This is a genomic window from Erwinia sp. PME.40.26/001, assembly GCF_055556675.1.
The window spans coordinates 22462-48149 of record NZ_JBVHNP010000013.1; the positions used below are offsets into that span (position 1 = coordinate 22462).

The 25688-nt window shown below is 55.4% G+C and carries 23 protein-coding genes; 11 read left to right on the forward strand and 12 right to left on the reverse strand.

The features are described from left to right. The first annotated feature begins 67 nt into the window (after positions 1 to 67). The 4 genes from metR to glpQ all read left to right on the forward strand — a co-directional run bounded on the left by metR (position 68) and on the right by glpQ (position 4388). Positions 68 to 1006, forward strand: coding sequence for an HTH-type transcriptional regulator MetR (metR, locus tag ACZ3HG_RS21505; RefSeq protein ID WP_191935660.1), 939 nt, complete (start codon positions 68 to 70; stop codon positions 1004 to 1006). 130 nt (positions 1007 to 1136) lie between these two features. Continuing rightward, entirely contained in the window at positions 1137 to 1610 is a 474-nt protein-coding gene (locus ACZ3HG_RS21510; protein ID WP_191935659.1) for a YehS family protein, read from the forward strand. A gap of 366 nt (positions 1611 to 1976) precedes the next feature. After that, positions 1977 to 3323 (forward strand): glycerol-3-phosphate transporter, encoded by a 1347-nt coding sequence (gene glpT, locus ACZ3HG_RS21515; RefSeq protein WP_191935658.1) that lies wholly within the window; start codon positions 1977 to 1979, stop codon positions 3321 to 3323. A 15-nt stretch (positions 3324 to 3338) separates the two neighbouring features. Then, positions 3339 to 4388, forward strand: a complete 1050-nt coding sequence (glpQ, locus tag ACZ3HG_RS21520; RefSeq protein ID WP_191935657.1) for a glycerophosphodiester phosphodiesterase — start codon at positions 3339 to 3341, stop codon at positions 4386 to 4388. A gap of 122 nt (positions 4389 to 4510) precedes the next feature. On the opposite strand, the gene yigL is transcribed toward glpQ, so the two are convergent. Next, positions 4511 to 5311, reverse strand: coding sequence for a sugar/pyridoxal phosphate phosphatase YigL (gene yigL / locus ACZ3HG_RS21525; protein WP_191935656.1), 801 nt, complete (start codon positions 5309 to 5311; stop codon positions 4511 to 4513). A gap of 62 nt (positions 5312 to 5373) precedes the next feature. Further along, positions 5374 to 6366 carry a lysophospholipase L2 gene (pldB, locus tag ACZ3HG_RS21530; RefSeq protein ID WP_191935655.1) on the reverse strand — a complete coding sequence of 331 codons (993 nt, stop codon included), beginning with the start codon at positions 6364 to 6366 and terminating at the stop codon, positions 5374 to 5376. A 114-nt stretch (positions 6367 to 6480) separates the two neighbouring features. Between pldB and rhtB the strand changes: the two genes are divergently transcribed. Continuing rightward, on the forward strand, positions 6481 to 7104 hold the full coding sequence (gene rhtB / locus ACZ3HG_RS21535) for a homoserine/homoserine lactone efflux protein (RefSeq protein WP_062748625.1): 624 nt from the start codon (positions 6481 to 6483) through the stop codon (positions 7102 to 7104). Between the two features lie 99 nt (positions 7105 to 7203). Here rhtB and recQ read toward each other — a convergent pair whose 3' ends face one another. Continuing rightward, a complete protein-coding gene (recQ, locus tag ACZ3HG_RS21540; protein WP_191935654.1) occupies positions 7204 to 9036 on the reverse strand; it encodes an ATP-dependent DNA helicase RecQ in 1833 nt (610 codons plus the stop codon). Between the two features lie 67 nt (positions 9037 to 9103). Next, positions 9104 to 9982 carry a phospholipase A gene (gene pldA, locus ACZ3HG_RS21545; RefSeq protein WP_191935653.1) on the reverse strand — a complete coding sequence of 293 codons (879 nt, stop codon included), beginning with the start codon at positions 9980 to 9982 and terminating at the stop codon, positions 9104 to 9106. A gap of 177 nt (positions 9983 to 10159) precedes the next feature. Between pldA and ACZ3HG_RS21550 the strand changes: the two genes are divergently transcribed. Continuing rightward, positions 10160 to 10630: a thioesterase family protein gene (locus ACZ3HG_RS21550; RefSeq protein ID WP_062748619.1), complete on the forward strand. Its 471-nt coding sequence runs from the start codon at positions 10160 to 10162 to the stop codon at positions 10628 to 10630. A 4-nt stretch (positions 10631 to 10634) separates the two neighbouring features. Then, complete coding sequence (gene rarD / locus ACZ3HG_RS21555; RefSeq protein WP_191935652.1) at positions 10635 to 11534, forward strand: EamA family transporter RarD; 900 nt, start codon at positions 10635 to 10637, stop codon at positions 11532 to 11534. A 50-nt stretch (positions 11535 to 11584) separates the two neighbouring features. Here rarD and corA read toward each other — a convergent pair whose 3' ends face one another. The 8 genes from corA to ACZ3HG_RS21595 all read right to left on the reverse strand — a co-directional run bounded on the left by corA (position 11585) and on the right by ACZ3HG_RS21595 (position 21241). Continuing rightward, positions 11585 to 12544, reverse strand: coding sequence for a magnesium/cobalt transporter CorA (corA, locus tag ACZ3HG_RS21560; RefSeq protein WP_191935651.1), 960 nt, complete (start codon positions 12542 to 12544; stop codon positions 11585 to 11587). 292 nt (positions 12545 to 12836) lie between these two features. Further along, positions 12837 to 14999: a DNA helicase II gene (gene uvrD, locus ACZ3HG_RS21565; protein ID WP_191935650.1), complete on the reverse strand. Its 2163-nt coding sequence runs from the start codon at positions 14997 to 14999 to the stop codon at positions 12837 to 12839. Positions 15000 to 15059: 60 nt separating this feature from the next. Continuing rightward, positions 15060 to 15776: a 5-amino-6-(5-phospho-D-ribitylamino)uracil phosphatase YigB gene (gene yigB, locus ACZ3HG_RS21570; protein ID WP_191935649.1), complete on the reverse strand. Its 717-nt coding sequence runs from the start codon at positions 15774 to 15776 to the stop codon at positions 15060 to 15062. Further along, positions 15776 to 16684, reverse strand: a complete 909-nt coding sequence (gene xerC, locus ACZ3HG_RS21575; RefSeq protein WP_191935648.1) for a tyrosine recombinase XerC — start codon at positions 16682 to 16684, stop codon at positions 15776 to 15778. The genes yigB and xerC overlap by 1 nt, the downstream gene beginning before the upstream one ends. After that, positions 16681 to 17388 (reverse strand): DUF484 domain-containing protein, encoded by a 708-nt coding sequence (locus tag ACZ3HG_RS21580; RefSeq protein ID WP_191937351.1) that lies wholly within the window; start codon positions 17386 to 17388, stop codon positions 16681 to 16683. The genes xerC and ACZ3HG_RS21580 overlap by 4 nt, the downstream gene beginning before the upstream one ends. After that, the gene (dapF, locus tag ACZ3HG_RS21585; protein ID WP_191935646.1) at positions 17385 to 18209 is read right to left on the reverse strand and encodes a diaminopimelate epimerase; all 825 of its coding nucleotides are present in this window, start codon (positions 18207 to 18209) and stop codon (positions 17385 to 17387) included. Before dapF ends, ACZ3HG_RS21580 begins: the two co-directional genes overlap by 4 nt. 31 nt (positions 18210 to 18240) lie before the next feature. After that, the gene (gene lptM / locus ACZ3HG_RS21590; protein WP_191935645.1) at positions 18241 to 18441 is read right to left on the reverse strand and encodes an LPS translocon maturation chaperone LptM; all 201 of its coding nucleotides are present in this window, start codon (positions 18439 to 18441) and stop codon (positions 18241 to 18243) included. 244 nt (positions 18442 to 18685) lie between these two features. Then, on the reverse strand, positions 18686 to 21241 hold the full coding sequence (locus tag ACZ3HG_RS21595) for a class I adenylate cyclase (protein ID WP_191935644.1): 2556 nt from the start codon (positions 21239 to 21241) through the stop codon (positions 18686 to 18688). 292 nt (positions 21242 to 21533) lie between these two features. Here ACZ3HG_RS21595 and hemC point away from each other — a divergent pair, with 292 nt between their 5' ends. Genes hemC through hemY form a run of 4 tightly spaced genes read left to right on the forward strand, consistent with a single transcriptional unit; the run spans position 21534 to position 25557 of the window. After that, positions 21534 to 22475 (forward strand): hydroxymethylbilane synthase, encoded by a 942-nt coding sequence (gene hemC, locus ACZ3HG_RS21600; RefSeq protein WP_191935643.1) that lies wholly within the window; start codon positions 21534 to 21536, stop codon positions 22473 to 22475. Beyond that, positions 22472 to 23218 carry a uroporphyrinogen-III synthase gene (gene hemD, locus ACZ3HG_RS21605; RefSeq protein WP_191935642.1) on the forward strand — a complete coding sequence of 249 codons (747 nt, stop codon included), beginning with the start codon at positions 22472 to 22474 and terminating at the stop codon, positions 23216 to 23218. The genes hemC and hemD overlap by 4 nt, the downstream gene beginning before the upstream one ends. Before the next feature lie 6 nt (positions 23219 to 23224). Continuing rightward, entirely contained in the window at positions 23225 to 24364 is a 1140-nt protein-coding gene (gene hemX, locus ACZ3HG_RS21610; RefSeq protein ID WP_191935641.1) for a uroporphyrinogen-III C-methyltransferase, read from the forward strand. A gap of 2 nt (positions 24365 to 24366) precedes the next feature. Further along, on the forward strand, positions 24367 to 25557 hold the full coding sequence (gene hemY, locus ACZ3HG_RS21615; protein WP_191935673.1) for a protoheme IX biogenesis protein HemY: 1191 nt from the start codon (positions 24367 to 24369) through the stop codon (positions 25555 to 25557). The last annotated feature ends 131 nt before the right edge of the window (positions 25558 to 25688 follow it).

Sequence of the window (25688 nt, forward strand, 5' to 3'; positions counted from 1 at the left end):
GCTATATTGTGCAGGTACTGTATTATCCACAAGCGCAAAATATTCACCGTCGATGTGAAGGACTCTCATGATCGAACTTAAACACCTGCGGACGTTGCAGGCCCTGCGAACAACGGGTTCGCTTGCCGCAGCAGCGGCTCAGCTGCATCAAACGCAGTCAGCGTTATCTCATCAGTTCAGTGACCTGGAGCAGCGTCTGGGTTTCCGGCTGTTTGTGCGTAAAAGCCAGCCTCTGCGTTTTACCCCCCAGGGCGACATACTGTTGCAGCTGGCGGAGCAGGTGTTGCCCCAAATCCAGCAGGCGCTGCAGGCCTGCCATGAACCTCACCAGACCACGCTGCGTATCGCGATCGAATGCCATAGCTGCATTCAGTGGCTGACCCCCGCGCTGAACAATTTCCGCCAGAGTTGGCCGCAGGTAGTGATGGATTTCAAATCGGGGGTGACGTTCGACCCGCAACCTGCCCTTCAGCAGGGGGAACTCGATGTGGTACTGACATCGGATATTTTGCCGCGCAGCGGGTTGTTCTATGCGCCGATGTTTGATTTTGAGGTACGCCTGGTGCTGGCACCTGACCACCCTCTGGCGCAGAAAGACCATATTTCCCCCGAGGACCTGGCCCGGGAAGTGTTGCTGATCTATCCGGTACAGCGACAGCGCCTGGATATCTGGCGGCATTTTCTGCAGCCCGCCGGCGTCAGCCCGACGCTGAAAAGCGTGGATAATACGCTGCTGCTGATCCAGATGGTTTCAGCGCAGATGGGGATTGCCGCGCTGCCACACTGGGTAGTGGAGAGTTTCGAGCATCAGGGACTGGTGGTCACCAAGGCGCTGGGGGAAGGGCTCTGGAGCCGCCTGTACGCTGCAGTACGCGACGGTGAACAGCGCCAGCCGGTCGTGGAGGCCTTTATTCGTTCTGCCCGCCAGCACGCCTGCGATCATCTGCCACGGGTGCGCGATGCTTCGCGCCCTGGCATTCCACACCCTTCCGTCAGCCATCCGTAGGTTTTCGGCGTCAGCGCAGCGCTGGCGGAGAGGAGGGCTCAGGTCAGACCCACCCGCTATCGCAGATGCAGCCTGAGGTATGACGGGTTATACTGCGCGCACTGCAATTGTTTCACTACAGAGAGACCCTATGACCAATAACGATGTCCTGCGCAGCGTGCGTTACATGCTGAATTTAAGCGATGCTAAAGTGGTAAGCATTCTGGCGCTGGCAGAGAGCGAAGTGACCGAAGCCGAAGTACACAGCTTCCTGAAAAAAGAGGATGAAGCCGGCTTCCGCCCCTGCCCCGATGTCATCATGGGTTATTTTCTCAATGGCCTTATTTTTGAGCGTCGCGGGAAAAGCGAAGATGCCCCCGCGCCTTCAATTGAACGTAAAATGACCAACAATATTCTGATGAAGAAGCTGCGTGTGGCCTTTGACCTGAAAACCACTGATATTCTGGAACTGCTGAAAAGTGCAGACTTTGCGGTTGGACAGTCCGAGATTGGTGCGATCTTCCGTAAACCCGGGCATAAAAATTATCGTGAGTGTGGCGACCAGATCCTGCGTAATTTCCTTAAGGGCCTGACCATGAAAATCCGCCCGGCCAAAAAAGTCTAAGTTCTTCATGACAGATTAACGTCACCTGATGGCGTTAATCTTTGCGCTCATCAGCGAACCCGCCACCTTCCTTTTAGAACATTTTCACTCATCAAACGAAAGCCACACTCACTGTGCGGAATTACTTTTGTGACTATAATCACACTTTATAGTTTCATGGTGAAAATAAATCACCATTTTGTGATGTAGATATAGCCATTCCGTCATAAAACTGTAACATTTGCGCCTTTCTTCACAGTCAGCTTTTCTGATAACGACTACGCTATGCGCGAAATAGAACATTTACCCCTGATGACTCGGGTTAATGTTTCCTTTATCTGCGCATTCGAAGCCGGATAACAGACTTTCGAGCCATGGGAGGCCAAAATGTTAAGTTTTTTCAAACCCGCTGCACATCAGCCCCGCGTTGATGACAGCCGCGTTGATCCGTTATATCGCAAGCTACGTTGGCAGATCTTTCTGGGGATATTCTTCGGTTATGCTGCCTATTATCTGGTGCGTAAAAACTTCACCCTGGCAATGCCCTACCTGGTTGAACAGGGCTTCTCACGCGGTGATCTGGGCTTTGCGCTGTCCGGTATCTCTATCGCCTACGGTTTTTCAAAATTCATCATGGGTTCGGTGTCTGATCGCTCCAACCCACGCGTTTTCCTGCCTGCCGGTCTGATCCTGGCCGCTGCCGTGATGCTGTTTATGGGCTTCGTCCCCTGGGCCACATCCAGCATTATGGTGATGTTTGTTCTGTTATTCCTCTGCGGATGGTTCCAGGGAATGGGCTGGCCACCGTGCGGTCGTACTATGGTGCACTGGTGGTCACAGAAAGAACGCGGCGGCATCGTTTCCGTCTGGAACTGTGCGCATAACGTCGGTGGCGGCATCCCGCCGCTGCTGTTCCTGCTGGGTATGGCCTGGTTTAACGACTGGAAAGCGGCGCTGTATATGCCTGCCTTCGGGGCCATTCTCATTGCGATTATTGCCTTTGCGCTGATGCGTGATACGCCGCAGTCCTGTGGCCTGCCACCGATCGAAGAGTATAAAAATGATTACCCGCCTGACTACGATGAGAAACATGAAAACGAGCTGACCGCAAAGCAGATCTTTATGCAGTACATTCTGCCGAACAAGCTGCTGTGGTATATCGCCCTGGCCAACGTGTTTGTTTATCTGCTGCGCTACGGCATTCTTGACTGGTCACCGACCTACCTGAAAGAAGTGAAACACTTCACGCTGGATAAATCCTCGTGGGCTTACTTCTTCTACGAATACGCAGGTATTCCCGGCACGCTGCTGTGTGGCTGGATGTCCGATAAGGTCTTCAAAGGTAACCGTGGTGCCACCGGCGTATTCTTTATGGTACTGGTGACCATCGCCACTGTGGTGTACTGGATGAACCCGGCAGGCAATCCTGGCGTGGATATGGCCTGCATGATGGTGATTGGCTTCCTGATCTATGGTCCGGTAATGCTGATTGGCCTGCATGCCCTTGAGCTGGCACCGAAAAAAGCAGCGGGTACCGCCGCTGGCTTCACCGGTCTGTTTGGCTACCTCGGGGGCTCCGTTGCCGCCAGCGCTATCGTCGGTTACACCGTCGATTACTTTGGCTGGGACGGCGGCTTTATCATCATGATCGGCGGCTGTGTGCTGGCAGTGATCCTGCTGGCGATGACCATGATGAGCGAGAAAAAACACAAACAGGGACTGAACTCACTCTGATCGGGACGGGTAATTATGTTGAAAAACGTTATCGCAACCGTGTTACTGACCACCTCACTCGCGGCGACAGCCGCGAGTACCTCGCCGCTGGTGATTGCCCATCGCGGTGCCAGTGGCTACCTGCCCGAGCACAGCCTGCCGGCGAAAGCGATGGCTTACGCGCAGGGGGCTGACTATCTTGAGCAGGATTTGGTGATGACCAAAGACGATCGCCTGGTGGTGCTGCATGACCACTATCTCGATCGGGTGACCGATGTTGCCAGCCGCTTTCCGCACCGTGCGCGGGCCGACGGACGTTATTACGCGATTGATTTTACTCTAGCCGAGATAAAAAGCCTGGCCTTCACGGAAGGCTTCAGCATAGAACAGGGTAAAAAAGTCCAGACCTTCCCGGGGCGTTTCCCGATGGATAAATCAGACTTCCGCGTCCACACCTTCGAGGAGGAACTGGAGTTTATCCAGGGGCTGAACCACTCAACGGGCAGGAACATCGGTATTTATACTGAGATTAAAGCCCCGTGGTTCCACCGTAAAGAAGGAAAGGATATCTCGGCAAAAGTGCTGGATGTGCTGAAGCAGTACGGCTACACCGGCAAAAACGATAAAGTTTTTTTACAGTGCTTTGACTTTAACGAAGTGAAGCGTATCAAGACCGAACTGGAGCCGCAGCGCGGTATGAACCTGAAACTGGTCCAGCTGATCGCCTATACCAAATGGGACGAAACGCAGGAGCAGAGAAACGGTCAGTGGGTAAACTACGATTACGACTGGATGTTTAAACCGGGCGCGATGAAAACTCTTGCGCAGTACGCCGACGGTATCGGACCTGACTACCATATGCTGGTGGCTGACGGTGCTAAAACAGGCAAGGTCACGCTAACCGGCATGGTGCAGGAGGCCCACCAGAATCATCTGGTGGTACACCCTTATACCGTTCGGGCAGACCAGTTACCGCCCTACGTCAGCAACGTCGACCAGCTCTACGACCTGCTGTACAACAAAGCCGGAGTCGATGGACTGTTTACTGACTTCCCGGATAAGGCTGTTCACTTCCTGAAACGCTAAACCACCGGGCCGATCGAAACAGTGGATCGGCCCGCAAGGTTGACCGGAAAAAGGGCCGACCGCTACCGCTCAGTATTGCTGGCCGGACAGCGGGATGCCCTGCTTCTGTATCTGCCGCCCCATCAGACGTTAAATAATGTCCGCAGGTAGTTGGGTACGGCCTGGTCCGCATTCGAACCGATCACTTCCAGCTCAGGCAGGATATCTTTCAGGCGCTGGTGAGAGTTACTCATGATGCAGCCTTTGCCCGCCATACTGAGCATCTCTTTATCATTCATGCCATCCCCGAACGCGATGCACTCCTGCAGCGAGTAACCCAGTGATTTAGAGACCGCGTCCAGCGCATGTCCTTTCGACACGCCGCCGGCCATCACTTCCAGACAGGTTGGCAGTGAGAAGCTGACGTTCACCCGATCGCCCCAGCGCGCCATCAGCGCCTGCTCAAGCGGGACCAGCAGTTCAGGGATCGCACAGGTAAAGAACACCTTGCTGATGCCGTCGGTCGCCAGTTGCCCGGGCTGATAAACCTGGTAGTTGAAGTCAGACTCGCGGAAAAAATCCATCTCATCCGGGCGGTGGCGGTTCAGAAACCACTCTTCATCCCGGTACACGTTGGTATAAATATCCGGGTTGCTGTGCTGCAGAGCAAACAGCTCAAGCGCAATATCTTCATCAAGATTATGGCTGAATACCAGCTCACCCGCCGTGTTGTGCACGCGCGCGCCGTTAGAGGTGATCATATAGGCATCAATACCCAGGCTATCGCGCATTTGGGCCACGTCAATATAGTGGCGGCCCGTAGCGAAGATAAAATGTATGCCTTTGCGGGTCAGCAACTGCAACGTCTCGCGAGCATAGGAAGAGAGCGTGTGGTCGGGTGACAGCAGCGTGCCATCCAGGTCTGAAGCAACAATACGGTACATAACACCTCTGGTTAATATTTTCTGACGGGCAGCATCACCCACCGGTATAGCATTCTTCCCGCTCAGGGGTGGCGGGAAAAAAAGGCCAGGATGGCATCCAGCGCTCTGGCGCGCATGCTGTCTTTCTCGAACAGGATCTCATGGCGGGCCCCCTCAATCACCATCGGTCTGCCGCCTTCACAGGGCTGACCTGCAGCCACCATCGTCTGACAGAACAAATCCTGCGCACGGTTATCAACGACTTTATCGTCAGCAGCCTGCAGCAGCAGCAGGGGCGTCGATATCTGCGCCGCCTGGCTTAGAATACTGTGCCCGGCACGCACCCCTTCGCGCACCCAGTGATAGGTCGGGCCACCCACCCGCAGTCCCGGGTCGTCGGCATAAAAGCGCAGATTACGGCGATAGCGTTCGCGACTGTGCGTAAGTTCATTGATGGCAAACGGTCGGGCATGCCATTTCCCGGTGCCCAGCGCATAGCCTTCGCGCATAGCCGGGTATTTTTCCGCCCAGTTAAGGATCGAATGGGCCATCCATAAGGGCATGGGCAGGAAAATACCGAACATCGGTGACGCGAGCGCCACGGCATTAAACGCCGCAGGCTGTCGTGCCAGCATCAGGGCCAGTATTGCCCCGCCCATCGAATGGGCCAGCGCATAGCGATGGCGGTAGTGACGGGCCACAATCTCTTTCAGATAGAGCGTTTCCAGATCATCGACATAATCTTCAAACTCGACGACATGACCACGGTGTGAATCCTGCAGCAGACGCCCCGATCGCCCCTGCCCCCGATGATCCATAATGATCACATCGTAGCCACTGTGGAACAGATCATAGGCCAGCTCCGGGTATTTCACATAGCTTTCAATACGCCCCGGGCAAAGCAGGATAACTTTATCGTGTTGCGGCGAGATGAAGCGCACATAGCGGATCGGCACGTTTTCGACACCCGCAAATTCGTCCTCTTCGCGCAGCTTCCAGAAATCCAGCAACGGGCCGGTAGCAAAAGCCGCGAAGGCTTTTTCGCGCGTCAGCCAGTTGTGTTTATGATGTTCCATCGGACTTTTTCCAGAAGGGGTATTGCCCTAAAAAAAGGATCAGGGTTCCCCATAGCGCCATGTTCAACAATAACGTATTGTGTCACAAATGAGCGTTTTTCGGGAGCTTTACCCATGACCATCGAATGGTGGCTGACCTATCTGTTAACAACCTGTATTTTAAGTTTGTCGCCGGGCTCCGGGGCTATCAATACCATGAGTACCGGGATCAGCCACGGCTACCGTGGTGCCGTCGCGTCAATTTCCGGCCTTCAGGTCGGCTTGTCGCTGCACATTGTGCTGGTAGGCATTGGTCTGGGTGCACTGTTTTCACAATCACTCCTGGCCTTTGAGATCCTGAAGTGGGCAGGAGCCGCCTATCTGGTCTGGCTGGGCATCCAGCAGTGGCGTTCTGCCGGGGCAATCGACCTGAACGCAGTGGCAAAAGCGATGCCACGCCGCAGGCTGTTCAAACGCGCTGTGCTGGTGAACCTGACGAACCCGAAAAGCATTGTGTTTCTGGCCGCGCTGTTCCCACAGTTTATCCTGCCACACCAGCCGCAGGCGATGCAGTACCTGGTGCTGGGCATCACCACCGTGGTGGTCGATATTATCGTGATGATCGGTTATGCCACGCTGGCGACGCGCATTGCGGTGTGGATCAAAGGTCCGCATCAGATGAAATTGCTTAACCGGATATTTGGGGGTTTGTTTATTGCGGTGGGGGCACTGCTGGCGTCGGCACGCAGAATCGCCTGACAACAAGGGCCGAACGGAAAAGAAGGTCGGCCCCTACGGGATATCATGGAGAACGGTTGAATCGACATCACGGCCGGAAAAATTGGCCCGGATTAATAATTAATCCTCGTCCACACCGTCGACATGCTCTTTGATCATCACCAGGAATGGCTTGCCAAAGCGCTCCAGCTTCTTCTGTCCGACCCCGTTCACACTCAGCATCTCTGACGCCGTCAGCGGCATCTGTTCAGCCATTTCAATCAGTGTCGCATCGTTAAATACCACGTACGGCGGGACATTCACATCATCCGCTATCGACTTACGCAGCTTACGCAGTTTTGCAAACAGCTTGCGGTCATAGCTACCGGCATAGGATTTCTGGCTGCTGTTACGAGGCTTAATGGTGACCAGGCGCGGTACGGCCAGCATCAGCGGCACTTCGCCGCGCAGCGTCGGGCGCGCAGCTTCCGTCAGCTGTAAAGCCGAATGCATGGCGATATTTTGCGTCACCAGCCCCAGATGAATCAGCTGGCGCAGCACGCTGGTCCAGTGCTCGTGGCTCTGTTCACGCCCAATGCCATACACCGGTAATTTATCGTGCTGCATGTCACGAATTCGCTGGTTATTCGCCCCGCGCAGGATCTCGACGATATAGCCCATGCCGAAGCGCTGTCCAACACGATAGATACAGGAGAGTGCTTTTTGTGCCTCCACCAGACCATCATAACGGCGCGGCGGATCGAGGCAGATATCGCAGTTGTCACAGGCCTGCTGCCGGCCTTCACCAAAGTAGTTCAGCAACACCAGGCGACGGCAGGTCTGCGCTTCTGCAAAGGCTCCCATTGCATTCAGCTTATGCCGCTCAATATCCTGCAGCGGCCCCGGCGCTTTCTCCTCAAGGCACTTACGCAGCCAGGCCATATCAGCCGGATCGTACAGCAGCAGCGCCTCGGCAGGCAGACCATCACGCCCGGCACGGCCGGTTTCCTGATAGTAGGATTCAATGTTGCGCGGGATATCGAAGTGCACCACAAAACGTACGTTGGGTTTGTTGATCCCCATACCAAAAGCCACGGTCGCGACGACGATTTGCAGGTCATCACGCTGGAAGGCTTCCTGTACGTGGGCGCGATGCGCGTTATCCATACCGGCATGATAAGCCCCGACGCTGAGGCCACGGCTTTGCAGTCGGGCGGCGGTGTCTTCCACCTTTGCCCGGCTGTTACAGTAAATGATGCCGCACTTACCGCGCTGATCCTGCACGTAGCGCAGCAGCTGTTCGGTCGGTTTGAATTTTTCCACCAGCGTGTAACGAATATTCGGCCGGTCAAAGCTGCTGATCTGGATCAGCGGATCGTCCAGCTGCAGCAGTCGGGCGATATCGTTACGGGTGGTTTCATCAGCGGTGGCGGTCAGTGCCATCACCGGCACATCAGGCAGCCGCTGACGCAGCTGACCCAGTGCACCGTATTCAGGGCGGAAATCATGCCCCCACTGGGAAATACAGTGGGCTTCATCCACCGCCAGCATGGCCGGGTTCCAGTGCATCAGCTGCTCAAGGAAGTTGTCCATCATCAGGCGCTCAGGGGCGATGTAGAGCAGGCGGATTCTGCCAGTGCGGCACCCGGCCATCACCTCTTGCTGCTCTTCACGATTTTGCGTCGAGTTAAGGCACGCAGCCGATACACCGTTGGCCAGCAGCTGATCCACCTGATCTTTCATCAGGGAGATCAGCGGTGACACCACCAGCGTCAGACCTTCGCGCACCAGCGCAGGGATCTGATAGCAGAGGGATTTTCCTCCGCCGGTCGGCATCACCACCAGACAGTCTCGCCCGTTCAGCGACTCCTGAATGATGTTCTGTTGTCCAGGGCGAAACTGCTGATAGCCGAAGGTCTCACGTAATACCTGCTCTGCCAGCGTTTCTTTATTGATCACTGCTGCCGTAGACACATCGTCCCCAAATCTGTAATAACAAAAATTCTGGCCGGGTCGCTTGCACGCCCCGGTCACGACAACCTTAGAACAGGTCGTTGAGCGTCACGCCAACGCCGACGCGCGTTTGACGGTGGTTATAGTCGATGAGTGACTCGCCGTAACCACTGAATACCTGCGTGTAGAAACGCACATGATCGGTCAGCGGATAACTCCAGCCCAGTTCAGCGCCACCGTAGCCGCTGTTCCAGTTGTAGTTGCTTCTTACGCTGAAGATACTGTCACCCATCTGGTAACCGACTGTCAGGCGATAATACCCCATGTATTTGGTGATATCAGGGTTATCATCGTTATTTTCGCTTTCTGGAAGACGGAACCAGGGTTTCGCTTCCACCATCCAGTTTCCATTCTGCGCCATCAGGCGGGCATATACCCGGTTCCAGCTTCGTGACGTGGGATCTGAACGTCCGTTAGACTGATGATTAAGGCCCGTTTCCACATCGCGCAGCGTCCAGCCGGCAAAGCTGTAGTCCGTTGCCCAGCCGAGGAAGATCTGCGGCTCGTAGTTGGTTTCGCGAAACGGCGATGAGGCTCCCCGGTTGGAAAGCTGCCACCAGGAGCGCTGTGTATAGGATGCCGCCAGCACAGAGTTATCACCGAGAATGCCGCGCCATAACGGGAAGGCCAGGCTTAACTGGAACTTCACTTCATCGTGTTTGGCTTTGTTTCCCCAGTCGTAAGACTCGATCGCTTCCTTGTTAATATTGCTGGTATCGGTATACAGCAGATAGTTGTTTTCATAAGGAAAAAGGATAAAGGGGTTGTCATGCTTCTCCAGTAAGTTGGCGATAATACTGCCACGTACGGCTGGCTGGTCATGCACTTCTTTTACCGTAGCTTCCTGCGCCAGTACTAACGTCGGAAACAGAATTGCTGACGCCAGCAATCCTTTCAGCAGAGCCATAGCGATCTCCCAGAGAGGCAAATTGAATAAGTGAATAAAAAGCACGCCATTCTACACAGAAAAATCCTGAGAGATTAGTGCTGATTTGCGAAAGTGGAAAGCACGGGTAACGAAGCATAATATATACATTCCATTAACCTGATTTTCTTTCATTTTGTTTTACAGGAAGACCCGATAATGTCAGCAGTACCTATGGATCAGACTGCCGCTCGTCGCCTGATCGGTGAGATTTTTGTCTATCATATGCCCTTTAACCGTGCGCTGGGGCTGGCGCTGGATCGCCTGGAGTCGGACTACGCCGAACTGAGCCTGGCAAACCAGACGATGCTGGTCGGTAACGCTGCGCAAAAAATTCTGCACGGGGGCGTGATTGCTTCCGTACTGGATGTCGCCGCTGGCCTGGTGTGCGTCACCGCGGCGCTGACGCGTCAGGAAAGCATCACAGAAGAGGAGCTGCGGCAGCGTTTATCGCGTATGGGCACCATCGATCTGCGGGTGGATTATCTGCGCCCCGGTCGCGGAGAGCGTTTCATTGCCAGCAGCAGTCTGCTGCGCGGCGGGAATAAAGTGTCGGTTGCCCGCGTGGAACTGCATAACGACGCTGGCGTTCATATTGCCAGCGCCACCGCCACTTACATGATTGGTTAACTGAATGAACCCACAGCAGACGCGTCAGGGCATTATATTTGCGCTGGGAGCCTATTTTATCTGGGGGATTGCCCCAGTCTATTTCAAGTTGATCCAGCAGGTGGCACCCGGCGAGATCATGACTCACCGGGTAATCTGGTCATTTTTCTTTATGCTGGTATTGCTCACCGTCAGTCGTAACTGGCGCAGCGTGCGCACGCTGCTTCAACATCCCAGAAAAGTGCTGTTGCTGGCGCTTTCTGCGGTAGTGGTTTGCAGTAACTGGTTGCTGTACATATGGGCGGTCAATAACCACCATATGCTGGAGGCCAGCCTGGGGTATTTTATTAATCCGCTGTTAAACGTGCTGGTAGGGATGCTGTTTCTTGGTGAACGTTTCCGCCGCCTGCAGTGGCTGGCCGTGACGCTGGCTGCCTGCGGGGTGCTGATACAGGTGTGGCAGTTTGGCTCGGTACCCGTCATCGCGCTCGGCCTGGCCATCAGCTTCTCGTTTTATGGGCTACTGCGCAAAAAAATTGCCGTCGACGCCCAGACAGGGATGCTGATTGAAACCAGCTGGCTTCTTCTTCCTGCAGCCGTTTACCTGTTTGCTCTCACCGACAGCGCGACCAGCCATCTGGGTAACAACCCGATGAGTCTGAACCTGTTACTGGCAGCGGCAGGCGTGATTACCACCGTTCCTCTGCTGCTGTTTACCGCAGCTTGTACCCGTCTGAAGCTCTCCACCGTCGGCTTTTTCCAGTATCTGGGGCCAACGCTGATGTTTCTGCTGGCGGTGCTGTTCTACGGCGAGCAGATGACGCCGGATAAACTTGTCACCTTTGGTTTTATCTGGGCCGCTCTGGCACTGTTTATCGCTGACGCCCTGTGGTCCCTGCGGCGGCAAACCGCACAACACGTCTGAATTCTGGTATAAAAAAATCGCCCCATGGGGCGATTTTTTTCTGATGACGCTTACAGCCAGTTCTTGCGCTTAAAGTAGGCGTAAGGGGCCAGACCGGCCAGGATCATCAGGGTAATCGCGCCAGGATAACCAAAACTCCACTTCAGTTCAGGCATAAACTCAAAGTTCATGCCGTAACTGGACGCCACCAGCGTAGGCGGCAGAAACACGACGGAAACCACCGAGAAGATTTTGATAATGCGGTTCTGTTCGATGTTGATAAAGCCCATCGCCGCCTGCATCAGGAAGTTGACCTTCTGGAACAGCGATTCGTTGTGCGGCAGCAGGGATTCGATATCGCGCAAAATCTCACGCGCCTGCTCCAGCTGATTGCCCGGCAGTCGCGCCTTGCGCACCAGGAAGTTCAGGGCGCGCTGAGTATCCATCAGACACAGGCGCACTTTCCAGCCGATATCTTCCAGCTCTGCCAGCGTCGACAGCGCCTCATCAAAGGCATCGCCCTGCTGCCCTTCCATAATCACGCGGCTCAGCTTTTCCAGGTCGCTGTAGATATTCTCGATCTCATCTGCCAGCTGTTCAATTTTGGTTTCGAACAGGTCGAGCAGCAGCTCATAGGCATTACCGTCGGTGAGCACCTGGTTACGGGCTCTCATGCGGTAAAGGCGAAACGCCGGAAGCTCACGTTCGCGCAGCGTATAGAGGCGCCCTTCACGAATAGTAAACGCCACCGTTGAGTTACCGGCGTGGTCGTCAGCATCTTCATAAAAGAAGAAGGAGTGGATGTGCAGGCCGTCTTCATCTTCAAAGAAACGCGCCGAGGCCTCGATATCTTCCAGTTCAGGACGGGTTGCCAGGCTCTGACCCAGCTCGGTTTGCACCCGATCTCGTTCAGCTTCTTCCGGTTCGATCAAATCCACCCAGACGGAACCGGTCAGCTCGTCCCTGGCTTCACTCTCATCCAGTTCAAGGCGGGTCAGGCGATTTTGGTCGAGTTTAAATGCGCTCAACATAAGCTGTACTCCCAATTCACAGTAACAAAATGGGACAGAGCGCTTGAACACGGGAAACAGATGTTTCTGTCAGCGATCACCACTGACTCAGAGCGACGGGAAGGACGGTCGCCAACAACCACGAAGGCTATCGGCAGAAGAGGATAGCCTTAGGAGTTGCACCTGGAATGCAGGTCAATGAGCCAGTATGTACTGGGTGTGTCCAAGGCGAATGTCCTCTTAGGGTAATGGTGGGCGCATGTTACGCTGAGACTAAAAAGGCGTCAAGCAGGGCCATGCGCCCTTCAGTCCATCACATGGCTTCCAGTTTGGCATAGGCTGCCACCAGCCACTTGATGCCCTGCCCCTGGAAGGCCACCTGTAAACGACTGTGTTCGCCGCTGCCTTCCAGGTTGACGATAGTCCCCTCACCAAACTTGGCGTGGTGTACCCGCTGGCCGAGGGCGAAACCGCTGTCATTTTTAGCCACCGGCGTCCCCATTCGCTGATGATTGACCGGACGGCTGACGCTGGCACGCAGGCGGACTTCCTCTACGCACGCTTCCGGTAGCTCACCGATAAAACGTGACGGACGATGATACACTTCCTTACCATAAAGCCGGCGGGTTTCAGCATAGGTCAGCGTCAGCTTCTGCATCGCACGGGTCACGCCAACATAGGCCAGACGGCGCTCTTCTTCCAGGCGTCCACCCTCATCCAGCGACATCTGGCTGGGGAACATGCCCTCTTCCATTCCGACGATAAAGACCTGCATAAACTCCAGCCCTTTGGCCGCATGCATGGTCATCAGCTGTACGGCATCCTGCCATTTGTCCGCCTGGCCTTCACCGGCTTCCAGGGCAGCATGGGACAGAAACGCCTGGAGCGGCATCAGATCCTGATCTTCGTCCTGATAAGCGTATTGCCGCGTGGCGTTGACCAGTTCCTCAAGGTTTTCAATACGCGCCTGGCCTTTCTCGCCTTTCTCCTGCTCATACATCAGCCACAGGCCGGAATCTTTAATGACCCGATCGGTCTGGACGTGCAGGGGCATCTCGGCCGTTTCCTGTGCCAGTGAGTCGACCAGCTCAGTGAAACGCTGCAGCGCAGAGGCCGCGCGTCCGGCCAGCGCTTTCTCCTGCAGCAGCACGCGCGTGGTTTGCCACAGCGTCAGCTGGCGTTCGCGTGAGGTCTGCCGGACCACGTCGAGCGTACGATCGCCAATCCCCCGCGTGGGCGTATTCACCACGCGCTCGAAGGCGGCATCATCGTTGCGGTTGGAGATCAGACGCAGGTAGGCCAGTGCATCTTTGATTTCCTGACGTTCGAAGAAGCGCATCCCGCCGTAAATCCGGTACGGCATGCTGGTTTGCAGCAGGGCCTCTTCCAGGACACGCGACTGGGCGTTACTGCGATACAGAATGGCACAGTCGTTCAGCGCGCCGCCATTCTCCATCCACACTTTGATGCGGTTAACCACGAACCGGGCTTCATCCAGCTCGTTGAACGCACAATAGATGGCAATCGGTTCACCGTCGCTGTCTTCCGTCCACAGCTCTTTACCCAACCGCCCGCTGTTATTGGCGATCAGGGCATTGGCGGCTTTCAGAATATTGTTGGTCGAGCGGTAGTTTTGCTCAAGACGGATGGTTTCTGCACCGGGAAAATCCTTGAGGAAGCGCTGGATATTTTCCACCTGCGCGCCACGCCAGCCATAGATAGACTGGTCATCGTCTCCCACGATAATCACTTTACCCGTGTCACCCGCTAACATACGGATCCACGCATACTGGATGTTGTTGGTATCCTGGAATTCGTCGACGAGGATATTGGTAAAGCGCTCACGATAATGATTAAGGATATGCGGCTTGTTCAGCCACAGCTCATGCGCGCGCAGTAACAGTTCGGCAAAATCCACCAGCCCGGCGCGATCGCAGGCTTCCTGATAGGCCTGATAAATACGCAGCCAGGTCTGCTCTATCGGATTCCCGTAGCTTTCAATATGTTTCGGACGAAGACCTTCGTCTTTTTTGCCGTTGATGTACCACATCCCCTGCCGTGCGGGCCACTGCTTCTCATCCAGATTCATCGCTTTGATCAGCCGCTTGAGCAGCCGCAGCTGATCTTCGCTGTCGAGGATCTGAAAGTCCTGCGGCAGATTCGCATCCAGGTGATGCGCACGCAGAAGGCGGTGGGCCAGGCCGTGGAAGGTGCCGATCCACATCCCGCCCTGGCTGGTGCCGATCAGCTGTTCAATGCGGTGGCGCATCTCTGCCGCCGCTTTGTTGGTGAAGGTCACCGCCATGATCGAATAGGGGGAGCAGTTCTCCACTGCCATCAGCCAGGCAATGCGATGAACCAGCACGCGGGTTTTACCACTCCCTGCGCCGGCCAGCACCAGCAGGTTACTGCGCGGCGCGGCCACGGCTTCGCGTTGTTTGTCATTCAAGCTGTCGAGCAGGTCTGAAACGTCCATAAGGCACCGTCGGGGATCGGGGGCAGCATCAGGCCGCCCACTGGATATTTAACCAGCTTATTATATCAGCGCAGTCAGCGATGCCAACTGCGAAATTTCCAGCGTCGGCAGCAGGCGGGAATCTTTGCTCTGCATCAGGTTAGCCCGATGCGGGTTAATCCAGCACGCCTGCATCCCACAGCGTATGGCCCCCGCGACGTCGGTGATAAGGTCATCCCCGACGTGCAGAATGTGCTCTGGTGCCAGGTTTAACCGCCCGGCGGCGGCCTGATACATATCCTGATAGGGCTTGGCGCGGCCATCCGGCCCGGCCCGCAGGGTGAAACGGAAGTACTGATCCAGGCCACACAGGTGCGGTTCCGCGTTACCGTTGGTGATGGCCACCAGGGGAATACGCTGTGCCAGCGCCGCCAGCGTCGCGTGCGTCTCTTGGGGAATGTCGATCTCGCTGCGCCAGCGGGCAAACACGGCCATCACGTCACGGGAACCTTCCACCGCCTGCGCGGAGGTGAGACCCACATCCAGCATCGACTGTTCTACGGCACGACGCCGCCATTCGCTGACGTCGTGGTAAATGTCGGGTTCAGCCGCCAGCAGGCGGTCACGCACCTGCTGATACTGCAGCACGCTGAAGTCGTTCAGAGCAGGATGATACGCCTGTAGTGCGCTGTGGGACTCCTCGGTGGTGCGGCGGATTACCGGGAGGTTATCATACAAGGTGTCATCAAGATCGAAGGTCATGGCCGCGACAGGGCGTAAAGGTCGGTAGAAGTGCATCAGGATTTTCCTCGTTTTGCACGGGGATGGGCGGCATCGTAAACCGACGCCAGGTGTTGAAAGTCAAGATGGGTGTAGATTTGCGTGGTGGTCAGGTTGGCATGCCCCAGCAGCTCCTGTACCGCCCGCAAATCCCCGCTCGATTCAAGCATATGTGTGGCGAAAGAATGGCGCAGTTTGTGGGGATGAACGTGGCTGGACAGCCCCTGTTTCACACCCCATTCGGCAAACCTTTTTTGTACGTTACGTGCCGAGATCCGTTTGCCCTGCTTTGACAGGAATAACGCCTCATCATCCGGTACAAACAACTCACGCAGCGCCAGCCAGTGACCGATCCAGCGTACGGCCGTTCCACCCACCGGCAGGCGACGCTCTTTGCTCCCCTTGCCGATGACCCACACCTCTCCCGAGTCCAGATCGAGATGATTAAGGTCAATCCCCACCAGCTCCGACAAACGCAAACCCGCCCCGTACATCACTTCCAGCATGGCGCGATCGCGAACGGCCAGCGGATCGTTGAGGTCGATATCCAGCAGTTTATTCACTTCATCGACATCAATATTTTTCGGTAAGTGCCGGGGGGCCCTCGGCGTGGCAACACCTTTCGCCGGATTGGCCTGAATAACGCCCTGGCTAATCAACCAGTCAAGGAAGCTGCGTAATGCGGAAAGGCGAAGCGCCAGGCTGGCGGGCTTCAGCCCGCTGCGGCTGCTGCGGGCTGCCAGAGAGCGAACCCGGGCTGCATCCAGCCGGGGCCAGTCACTCACTTTCAGTTCGTCCAGCAGGGTAACGACCGCACTGAGCTGACGGTGATAGCTGGTCAGCGTCAGCGGACTGAGCTGGCGCTCAACCTTCAGGTAACGCAGAAACCCCTCTACGGCTGGCAGCAGGGGCGATTCACTGTTCACGCCCGTTCGACCCAACGTGACAGCAGCTGTGGCAGCATCAGCGAGAGATGCTGTAACAGCACGGTACCCATCCCGGACTGATAATGCTGATTGTCCCGGCTGCTGAAAATCAGCACGCCCAGATCGCCCTCTTCGCCCAGCAACGACATCGCGACCGAGCCGATGGCCCTGGCCTGAGGGAGCAGTAGCAATAATTCAGGACCGTTGAGGCTGCCCAGATAGTGGTTTTGCTTACCCAGACGCTGAATACGTACCGGTTCAAACGCCTGACGCGACAGGGCAAGCTGCGTAAAGTCGGACGGGGCACCAATGCGCCATTTTTCACTGAACAGGCGAATATTAGCCCCGGCCAGACCAAACTCTCGCGCCCAGCGGTGCAGGCGATTAAGCATGTCGTGCAAGCTGGTGGCCGCCGCCAGTCGTCCCTGCAGGGCAAAGAGGCGATCAAATAGCTGCTGATTCGCACTGGCCTGCTCCATCAGCAGCGTAATATCTTCTTCTAACTGCTGAATGTGATTGCGCTGGCGCGCTAACTGCCACTCCACCAGCGACACCGCTCCACGTACCGGATGCGGAACCACCATCTGCTCGACCTGACGGGCATTGCGAATAAAGAAGTCTGGATTTTGCAGCAGGAACTCGCTGACCGTTCGGTCGTCCAGTAATACCTCACCCGCTTCCTGCTGTTCTCCAACATTTTTCATAGATGAATAAATCCGTCATAGACGTGAGTGGCAGGACCGGTCATATACAGGGGATGACCGAGCCCTTTCCAGGCGATATTTAACGTGCCACCGGGTAGATCAACACGCACATTTTCACTTAACAGCGTCTGCTGAATGCCCACAGCCACTGCGGCACAGGCACCACTGCCACAGGCCTGCGTTTCACCCGCCCCGCGTTCATAAACACGCAGCCGGATGTGCTCACGACTGACGACTTCCATGAAGCCAACGTTAACACGCTCGGGAAAGCGTTCGTGGCTCTCAAGCACCGGGCCCAGCGTTTCAACCGTGGCCGTTTTAACGCTTTCAACCTGTAAAACGCAGTGTGGATTACCCATCGACACGACGCCGCACATAACAGTTTGCTCGGCAGCGCGCATCAGATAGATATTTTCGGCTTTATTCGCACGGAACGGAACCTGCTGAGGTTCAAAATTAGGTTCGCCCATATTCACGCGCACCAGTTCATCCTGATCGACGCTGAGGATCATGCGGCCCGTTTGCGTGCTGACGCGAATTTCACTTTTATTGGTCAGCCCCTTCAGGCGAACAAAACGGGCAAAACAACGCGCCCCGTTGCCGCACTGCGACACTTCGCTGCCGTCGGCGTTAAAGATGCGGTAATGAAAATCAAGATCCGGATCGTAAGGCGGCTCTACGATCAGGAGCTGATCAAAGCCGATCCCCAGATGACGATCGGCCAGACGACGGATAAGCTCTGGGGAAAAATAGACATTTTGCGTGACGGCATCAACCACCATGAAGTCGTTACCGAGACCGTGCATTTTTGAGAACTGCATTTTCTGCTCCGCCGGGTGCGTCATTGTTTTATTACTGGGCCGGTTGCACACTCTGACCACGGGTCGAAGCAGGTGTCTGCTCTGACGTGACGGATGGCGTTGTTGGGGTGGCCTGCTGCACCTGCGGTTTAGCCTGCTCATCTTTAGGGAAATAGAGCGGGCCTTTCAGGCCACATCCCGTCAGGCTGACCGCCGTCAACACCAGAGCCAGCTGGATAAGTTTTTTCTTCATTCTTGTTCTACTCGTTAAAGATACCTGTTGCCATCTATCATCGCAGGTGAAGTCCGAAAAGCAACAGGAAAAGCGCAATCCCTGCTGGTACGTTCTCATTCAGCCGTCTGAATGCAGGCAGGGGATCAGGAAGGTCGGCAGGCCAGTTATCATGTCACGTTTACCCCCGATAATGCGGTCAGGTAAACGCCATGCTGTTGTTCGCACAATAATATTATTTCGATGAGATTGAAGCGTAAAAATACTAATGCATCTGATAGCGTCGGGCATACTCGTCGCTGGCCGCATCATCCGGTAGAGCGGCACAGAGCTGGGTCAGCGTCTGACTGCGGAAAGGGATCACCTGGAAACGTTCATCCGCCTGCACAATCTGATAGAACTGTGGCAGGTTGAAATTGATGAAACTCGACCCGTAGGTGAAGCGGTCATGGGAGGAGGAGTAGAAACGGCTGACATCCCTTACCAGCTCCTCTTTACTGCCTTCACAATGGTGATAGACCTCTACGCGGTTCGTTTCGTCGAGGATATAGATATTGAAACCGTGATCGTCCAGCGTATCTTCAAAGAAGAACTGGATAATGCCTTCACTGGCATAGCCATTAACAACAGCAGGCAGACGGACCTGATCCGTTTCTACCTTCAGCGACAGGCCGTGCAGTTTGTTATTTGAAATCGCCCCGTAAAACTCAACGGCATTTTCCAGCCTCTGCACGGAGACACTCAGACGTTCGAAGAACAGTCCCCACGTCTGGCCAGCTACGCGCAGTGCTTTGAACCGTCCCGGCTCCTGGCGGGTGCTGGAGAGTCGAAGCTCCACACATTCAGAGACCAGCTGCTGTACACGGGTACGGATCAACCCGCGCAGGTGCTGACTGTAGCAAAATACCTCTACAGAGTCCGGCGGCGAGGCATCCTGATGCATTTTCCCGAGGATGGTTTTCAGCGCCTCAATCATCGACTGCTCGCCGTTAAAGTGCAGCGTACGCACTTCATTCCAGGAATTGCGGTACAGCAGGTCAATACTGCCCACCAGGCACTGCTGCTGCTGGCCAAAGCTGAACACGTCCAGTTTGCGGAAATCAAAATGCACCACCTGATTACGAAACGCGGCCGTCGGGTCGTATTCGAGGTTAACAATAATCGCCAGATGGCGGATCTCACACGGGCTGTAAAGCGCCTTGGGCGTCGGTGAAGGCAGACGCAGCGGGAAATGGTGCGAGACATCAGCGACCAGTTCCTGCAAGCGGGCCAGATCGCAAATGTCATTTCCTTTGATATGCAGCCGCGTTTTGCTGGTCAGCAGGCCGTTAAACCATGCCCAGGCCACCAGCTTATTCAGATAACGATTATATTCCAGCGGCTGATGACTGATGATCGAACTCATATCCGGCGACTGGTTATACAGATACCATCCAGCGCGATTGGCGCGACCGTTAGGAACATGGATAAAGGTGAGATGCGATTCTGAAAGATCGGGGGAAATTTGCGGATTCAGCAGCGTCACTTTCCCCGGCAGCGCCTCAAAGGCAGCGTACAGTTTACGCGTCAGTACCCCAATATCCTGTGGGCTGGCACTCACGCTTAAATTGTTACGGCGGGCAAAGCGGATCAGGTTGCGATAGCTCTGCATCATCGCGTCCAGCAGTTCATTGTGCGCTTCACGCACCTGGCTGATTTTCCAGTCTGCACGGCTGTCCAGCATCGTCAGACGCTCATGATCCCATCCCCACTCTTTTACCTGCTGGCTGAGGATCTCCCGACGCCAGCCCGACTCTTCCGTGCTGACCGACAGTTTTTCACAGACTTTCAGATAGAAGCAGCGGCGCACCAGATCAAGACGCGCATGGTCATCAATGCTGGTCAGATAATGAGTAACGCGCTCCAGCATCATGCAGTAGGGATCGAGACCGTAAGAAACAATCTCACCGTCGTGCAGACGCTGTTTAATATCCATCGCCAGCAGATGCGTCGCCGGATACTCCCAGGAGTAAGCTTCCAGCAGCAGCGTCTTCAAAACGGCTTTATAAGGGGAGTCGATGCTTTTATACAACTGCCACAGACTGGCACCGAAGTACTCTTCTGCTGACAGCGTACCAAGGCCCCCCAGATCCAGCCATTCGTTTGGCGTCAGCACGCCCTGCTGATACAGCGACATGACGTAGTCGTCGTAGTGCTCTTCCTCTTCGCGCGGTACCATATTCCACAGAATACGTTTTCCGGCCATGCGCACGGCCGTGCGGTAAAACTCATCCAGCAGCAGGATGTGCTGGGTGGAACCACAGTCCTCTCCTCCCAAGCTGCCGCTTTCATTATGGCGGAAGCGGTTTTCATCAATCAGGAAGAAGCTCACCTCAACACCCATCGAGGCACACCACTTTTGCAAAAGCGTGCATTTTTTTTGCAGGCTGAGCCGCTCATCATTATCCAGCCATGACTGGTGGCATACCCAGATATCGAGATCGGAGGTAAAGTTCTGGCCGATGGAGGAGGTACTGCCCATTGAATAAACACCGGTAATCGGCATTTCGCCCTGCGGAGGCATGGCGGCAAACGATCCAGATTTATCTTCTAGATCAGTAAGATAGGATATCTGGTTATCATCAGGCGTGTAGAAGCTGATGCCATGGGGGACGTTACCTGCAAAGTAACCGGGCATCAAAGGGTGATGATAATGTAATAAGGTTGGCAGCAGACTGTAAACCTGTTGGAAAGCAGGCCCCATGGCAGCCAGTGCGCGGTCAACGCGCAGCTGGTTAATCGCATCCAGTCTCTGTTTCAGTGTCTCAATGTAGAGGTACAAGACGTCTCGCCTGATTATCCCAGTGCCTACACCCTTCTTTGACTGATAAGGGTATATAAAAGTTCGCTATCCGACATCTGCCGCTTGCTTTAAAAATAGTCGTGCAGATTATTGTCGGAAACGTGATCAATCTAACACCTGGCAGATTGACCGTAAAGAAAGATGCGCCAGTTAACAGTTTAGCACATTTTACGACCAACCCACTGCATTACGTCCGTGTACCGCCGTTTAACTGACAGCCTTCCCGGTTCAATGATAGGATAATCAGTGAACGATCAAAACGGTATCAAGCATGTTAGACAAAATTTTAAGAATTGCCACCCGTCAAAGTCCCCTGGCTTTATGGCAGGCGGAATATGTACAACAGCGTTTAATCAGCTGTCACCCCGGCCTGCGTGTTGAGCTGGTTCCTATGGTGACGCGCGGTGATGTGATCCTCGATACGCCGCTGGCCAAGGTTGGCGGTAAGGGCCTGTTCGTTAAAGAACTGGAACAGGCGATGCTTTCAGATCGCGCCGATATTGCCGTGCACTCGATGAAAGATGTGCCGGTTGCTTTTCCTCAGGGGCTGGGATTAGTCACTATTTGTGAGCGCGAAGACCCACATGATGCTTTTGTGTCCCATCATTACGCATCAGTGGATGCCTTGCCACAGGGTGCCATTGTCGGGACTTCCAGCCTGCGGCGTCAGTGCCAGATTAGTGCCCGCCGACCAGACCTGGTGATCCGCTCACTGCGCGGTAACGTCGGTACCCGTTTGGGGAAACTGGATGCGGGAGAATATGATGCCATTATTCTCGCCGTTGCCGGGCTGAAGCGGCTGGGTCTGGGAGAACGTATTCGTCAGATCATGCCCGCAGAGGAGTCACTCCCCGCCGTAGGACAGGGCGCGGTCGGTATTGAGTGTCGGCTGGACGACAGTTGGGTCATCGGATTACTGTCCGCATTAAACGACGACGACACGGCCTGCCGGGTCAGGGCTGAACGGGCAATGAATACCCGACTGGAAGGGGGTTGCCAGGTGCCGATCGGCAGCTATGCCGTACTGGAAGGCGATCAACTCTGGTTACGGGGACTGGTAGGCTCTCCGGACGGCAGTCAGATGGTTAAAGGCGAACGACGCGGCCCACGCACCGATGCCGAAAAGATGGGTATCTCACTGGCTGAAGAGTTGCTGGATAAGGGTGCCCGTGAAATTCTGGCTGAGGTTTATCAGGGGAATCCGCCCGCATGAGCATCCTGGTAACCCGTCCGTCACCGGCTGGAGATGAGCTGGTAAGCCGTCTGCGCGCGCGTGGACAGGTTGCCTGGGCGTTCCCACTGATTGAGTTTACTCCAGGAACCCAGCTGGACATCCTGCCTGCAAAACTGAGTACTCTGACCGCAGGAGACCTGGTTTTTATTCTGTCTCAACATGCCATCCACTACGCTCACCCGGCTTTATCTCTCGCTGGTATGACATGGCCCGCTGGGCTGAACTATTATGCTATAGGTCGCAGCACGGCGCTGGCTTTGCACGCCGTCAGTGGTCATGAGGTGGTGTGGCCCCATGAGCAGGAAACCAGCGAGGTTCTGATCCGCATACCGGCTCTTCAGTCCGTGGCCGGTAAGCGCGCCCTTATTCTACGCGGTAACGGTGGACGGGAGTTGCTGGCAGAAACTATGCTTGCCCGGGGTGCGCAGGTAGAATTTATTGAGTGCTATCAGCGCTGTGAAAAAAATTATCATGGTGCAGAAGAAGGCCGGCGCTGGCGTAACTACGGTATTCAAACCCTGGTGGTCACCAGTGGCGAAATGCTGCAGCAGCTTTACAGCCTCTTTCCTGATGTCGATCGGGATGAATGGCTTTTACACTGTCGACTGGTTGTCGTCAGTCAACGTTTGGCTACTCTGGCCCGCAACCTGGGCTGGGCGGACATTGGTGTCGCCGGGGGTGCCGATAATGACGCGTTACTACGCGCACTTAATATGGGATGAACCATTATGACGGAACACAAAGATTCCTCCGCCATGGTTGAAGAGACTACCCCCGTGGTCGATACCTCAACACCTGAACCACAACCACCGCGTAAAGCGAAGAACAGTGGAACGGTACTGGGTGTTGTGGCAATCGCTATTGCGCTGGCCGTGGGTGCTGGCCTCTATATGTATGGACAACATCAGGCGCAACAACAGGCTGCGGCAAGCCAGGCCCTGGCCTCTCAACTTTCTGACCTGCAGCAGTCAGCGGTGAGCGACAACCAGTCGCTGGTTAAGCAACTGGCGGTGCAAACCAGCGCGCTGGATACTGCGCGTCAGCAGCAGGCAGCGATGAGTCAGCAATTGGATGAGCTGAAACAGAAAGTGGCGACGATTTCCGGCAGCGATGCGCAAACCTGGATGCTGGCACAGGCTGATTATCTGGTAAAAATGGCCGGTCGCAAGCTGTGGAGCGATCAGGACGTGACCACCGCCGCCGCCTTGCTGAAAAGTGCGGATGCCAGCCTTGCCGACATGAACGATCCCAGCCTGATCGACGTCCGCCGGGCGCTGACCCAGGATATCAGTACGCTGTCGGCGCTCAGTCAGGTCGACTATGACGGTATTATTCTGAAACTGAATCAGCTGTCCAACGACGTAGATAATCTGCGTATCGCCGATAACGACAGTGATAATGCGCCGATGGATTCAGACAGCGGAGAGCTCTCTTCCTCCTTACGTGAGTGGCGTCAGAACCTGGTTAAAAGCTGGCATAACTTTATGGACGATTTCATCACTATCCGTCGCCGTGATGCTACCGCCGAACCGATGATGGCACCCGATCAGGATATTTATCTGCGTGAAAATATCCGTTCGCGACTGCTGATTGCAGCGCAGGCTGTCCCCCGCCATCAGGATGAAATTTATAAACAGTCTATTGATACCGTATCCGCATGGACACGCGCCTGGTTTGACAGCAATGATGCCAGCACCAGGGCCTTCCTCAGCCAGCTGGATGAGCTGAGCCAGCAAAGTGTATCGATGGATGTGCCCGAAGCACTGCAGAGCCAGCCGCTGCTGGATAAGCTGATGGAAACCCGCGTACGTAACCTGCTGGCCCAGCCAGCGGCACCGTCTGCCACATCCCAGCAACAGGGAGAATAATGATGCTTAAAGTTCTTCTTCTGTTTCTGCTGTGTATGGCGGGTATTGTCCTTGGCCCGCTGATGGCAGGCCATCAGGGTTACGTGCTGATCCGCACCGATAACTGGGATATCAAAACCAGCGTCACGGCCATGGTGATCATGATGGTGCTGGCGATGATCGTCATTCTGGCTATCGAGTGGCTTTTGCGCCGCCTTTTCCGTACCGGAGCGCGTACCCGTGGCTGGTTTAACGGGCGTAAACGCCGCAGCGCCCACAAGCAGACCAATGCCGCGCTTATCAAGCTGGCCGAAGGTGACTATCAGCAGGTAGAGAAACTGCTGTCGCGCCATGCGGATCATGCGGAACAACCGGTCGTCAACTATCTGCTGGCGGCAGAAGCCGCGCAGCAGCGCGGGGATGAGATCCGCGCCAATCAGCACCTTGAGCGTGCAACCGAGCTGAACAAGGGCGATCCGCTTCCGGTGGAGATCACCCGCGTGCGCATTCAGCTGGCCCGCAATGAAGATCATGCGGCACGTCACGGTATCGACCGTCTGCTGGAAATTGCCCCGCGTCATCCTGAAGTCCTGCGTCTGGCAGAACAGGCCTATCTGCGTACGCATGCCTGGAGTGCCTTACTGGATATTCTTCCTGCGATGGAAAAAATCAGGCTTGGCGATGAAGCTCATCGTCTCAGTCTGCAACAGCAGGCCTGGCTGGGTCTGATGAGCCAGGCGATGGCCGATCAGGGTAGCGACGGTCTTAAGCGCTGGTGGCAGAATCAGAGCCGGAAAACCCGACAGGAGCCGGCTTTACAGGTGGCAATGGCGGATCATCTTATCGTCTGCGACGATCACGATACCGCGCAGCAGATTGTACTGGAAGGTCTGAAGCGCCAGTACGATGAACGTCTGGTACTGCTGATGCCCCGACTGAAAACCGGTAACCCGGAGCAGCTGGAAAAAGCGCTGCGCCAGCAAATCAAACAGCATGGTGCGACGCCGCTGTTGCACAGCACCCTGGGACAATTGCTGATGCAGCATGGCGAATGGGAGCAGGCAGAAGAAGCTTTCCGCGCGGCGTTGCAGCAGCGCCCGGATGCCTTTGACTATGCGTGGCTGGCGGATACGCTGGATCGGCAGCACAAGCCGGAAGAAGCGGCAACGATGCGCCGTGACGGACTGTTGCTGACGCTGAAAAACAATCCCTGAGTGCTGAAACCTGTAAAAAAACCGGGCCTGTTGCCCGGTTTTTTTATGCCTGCGGCAGGAAGGCGGCAAGCGCGAGGATCCCCGGGAGCTGACACCGGTCAGTGACCGGGGTGAGCACGCGCAGCCAACGC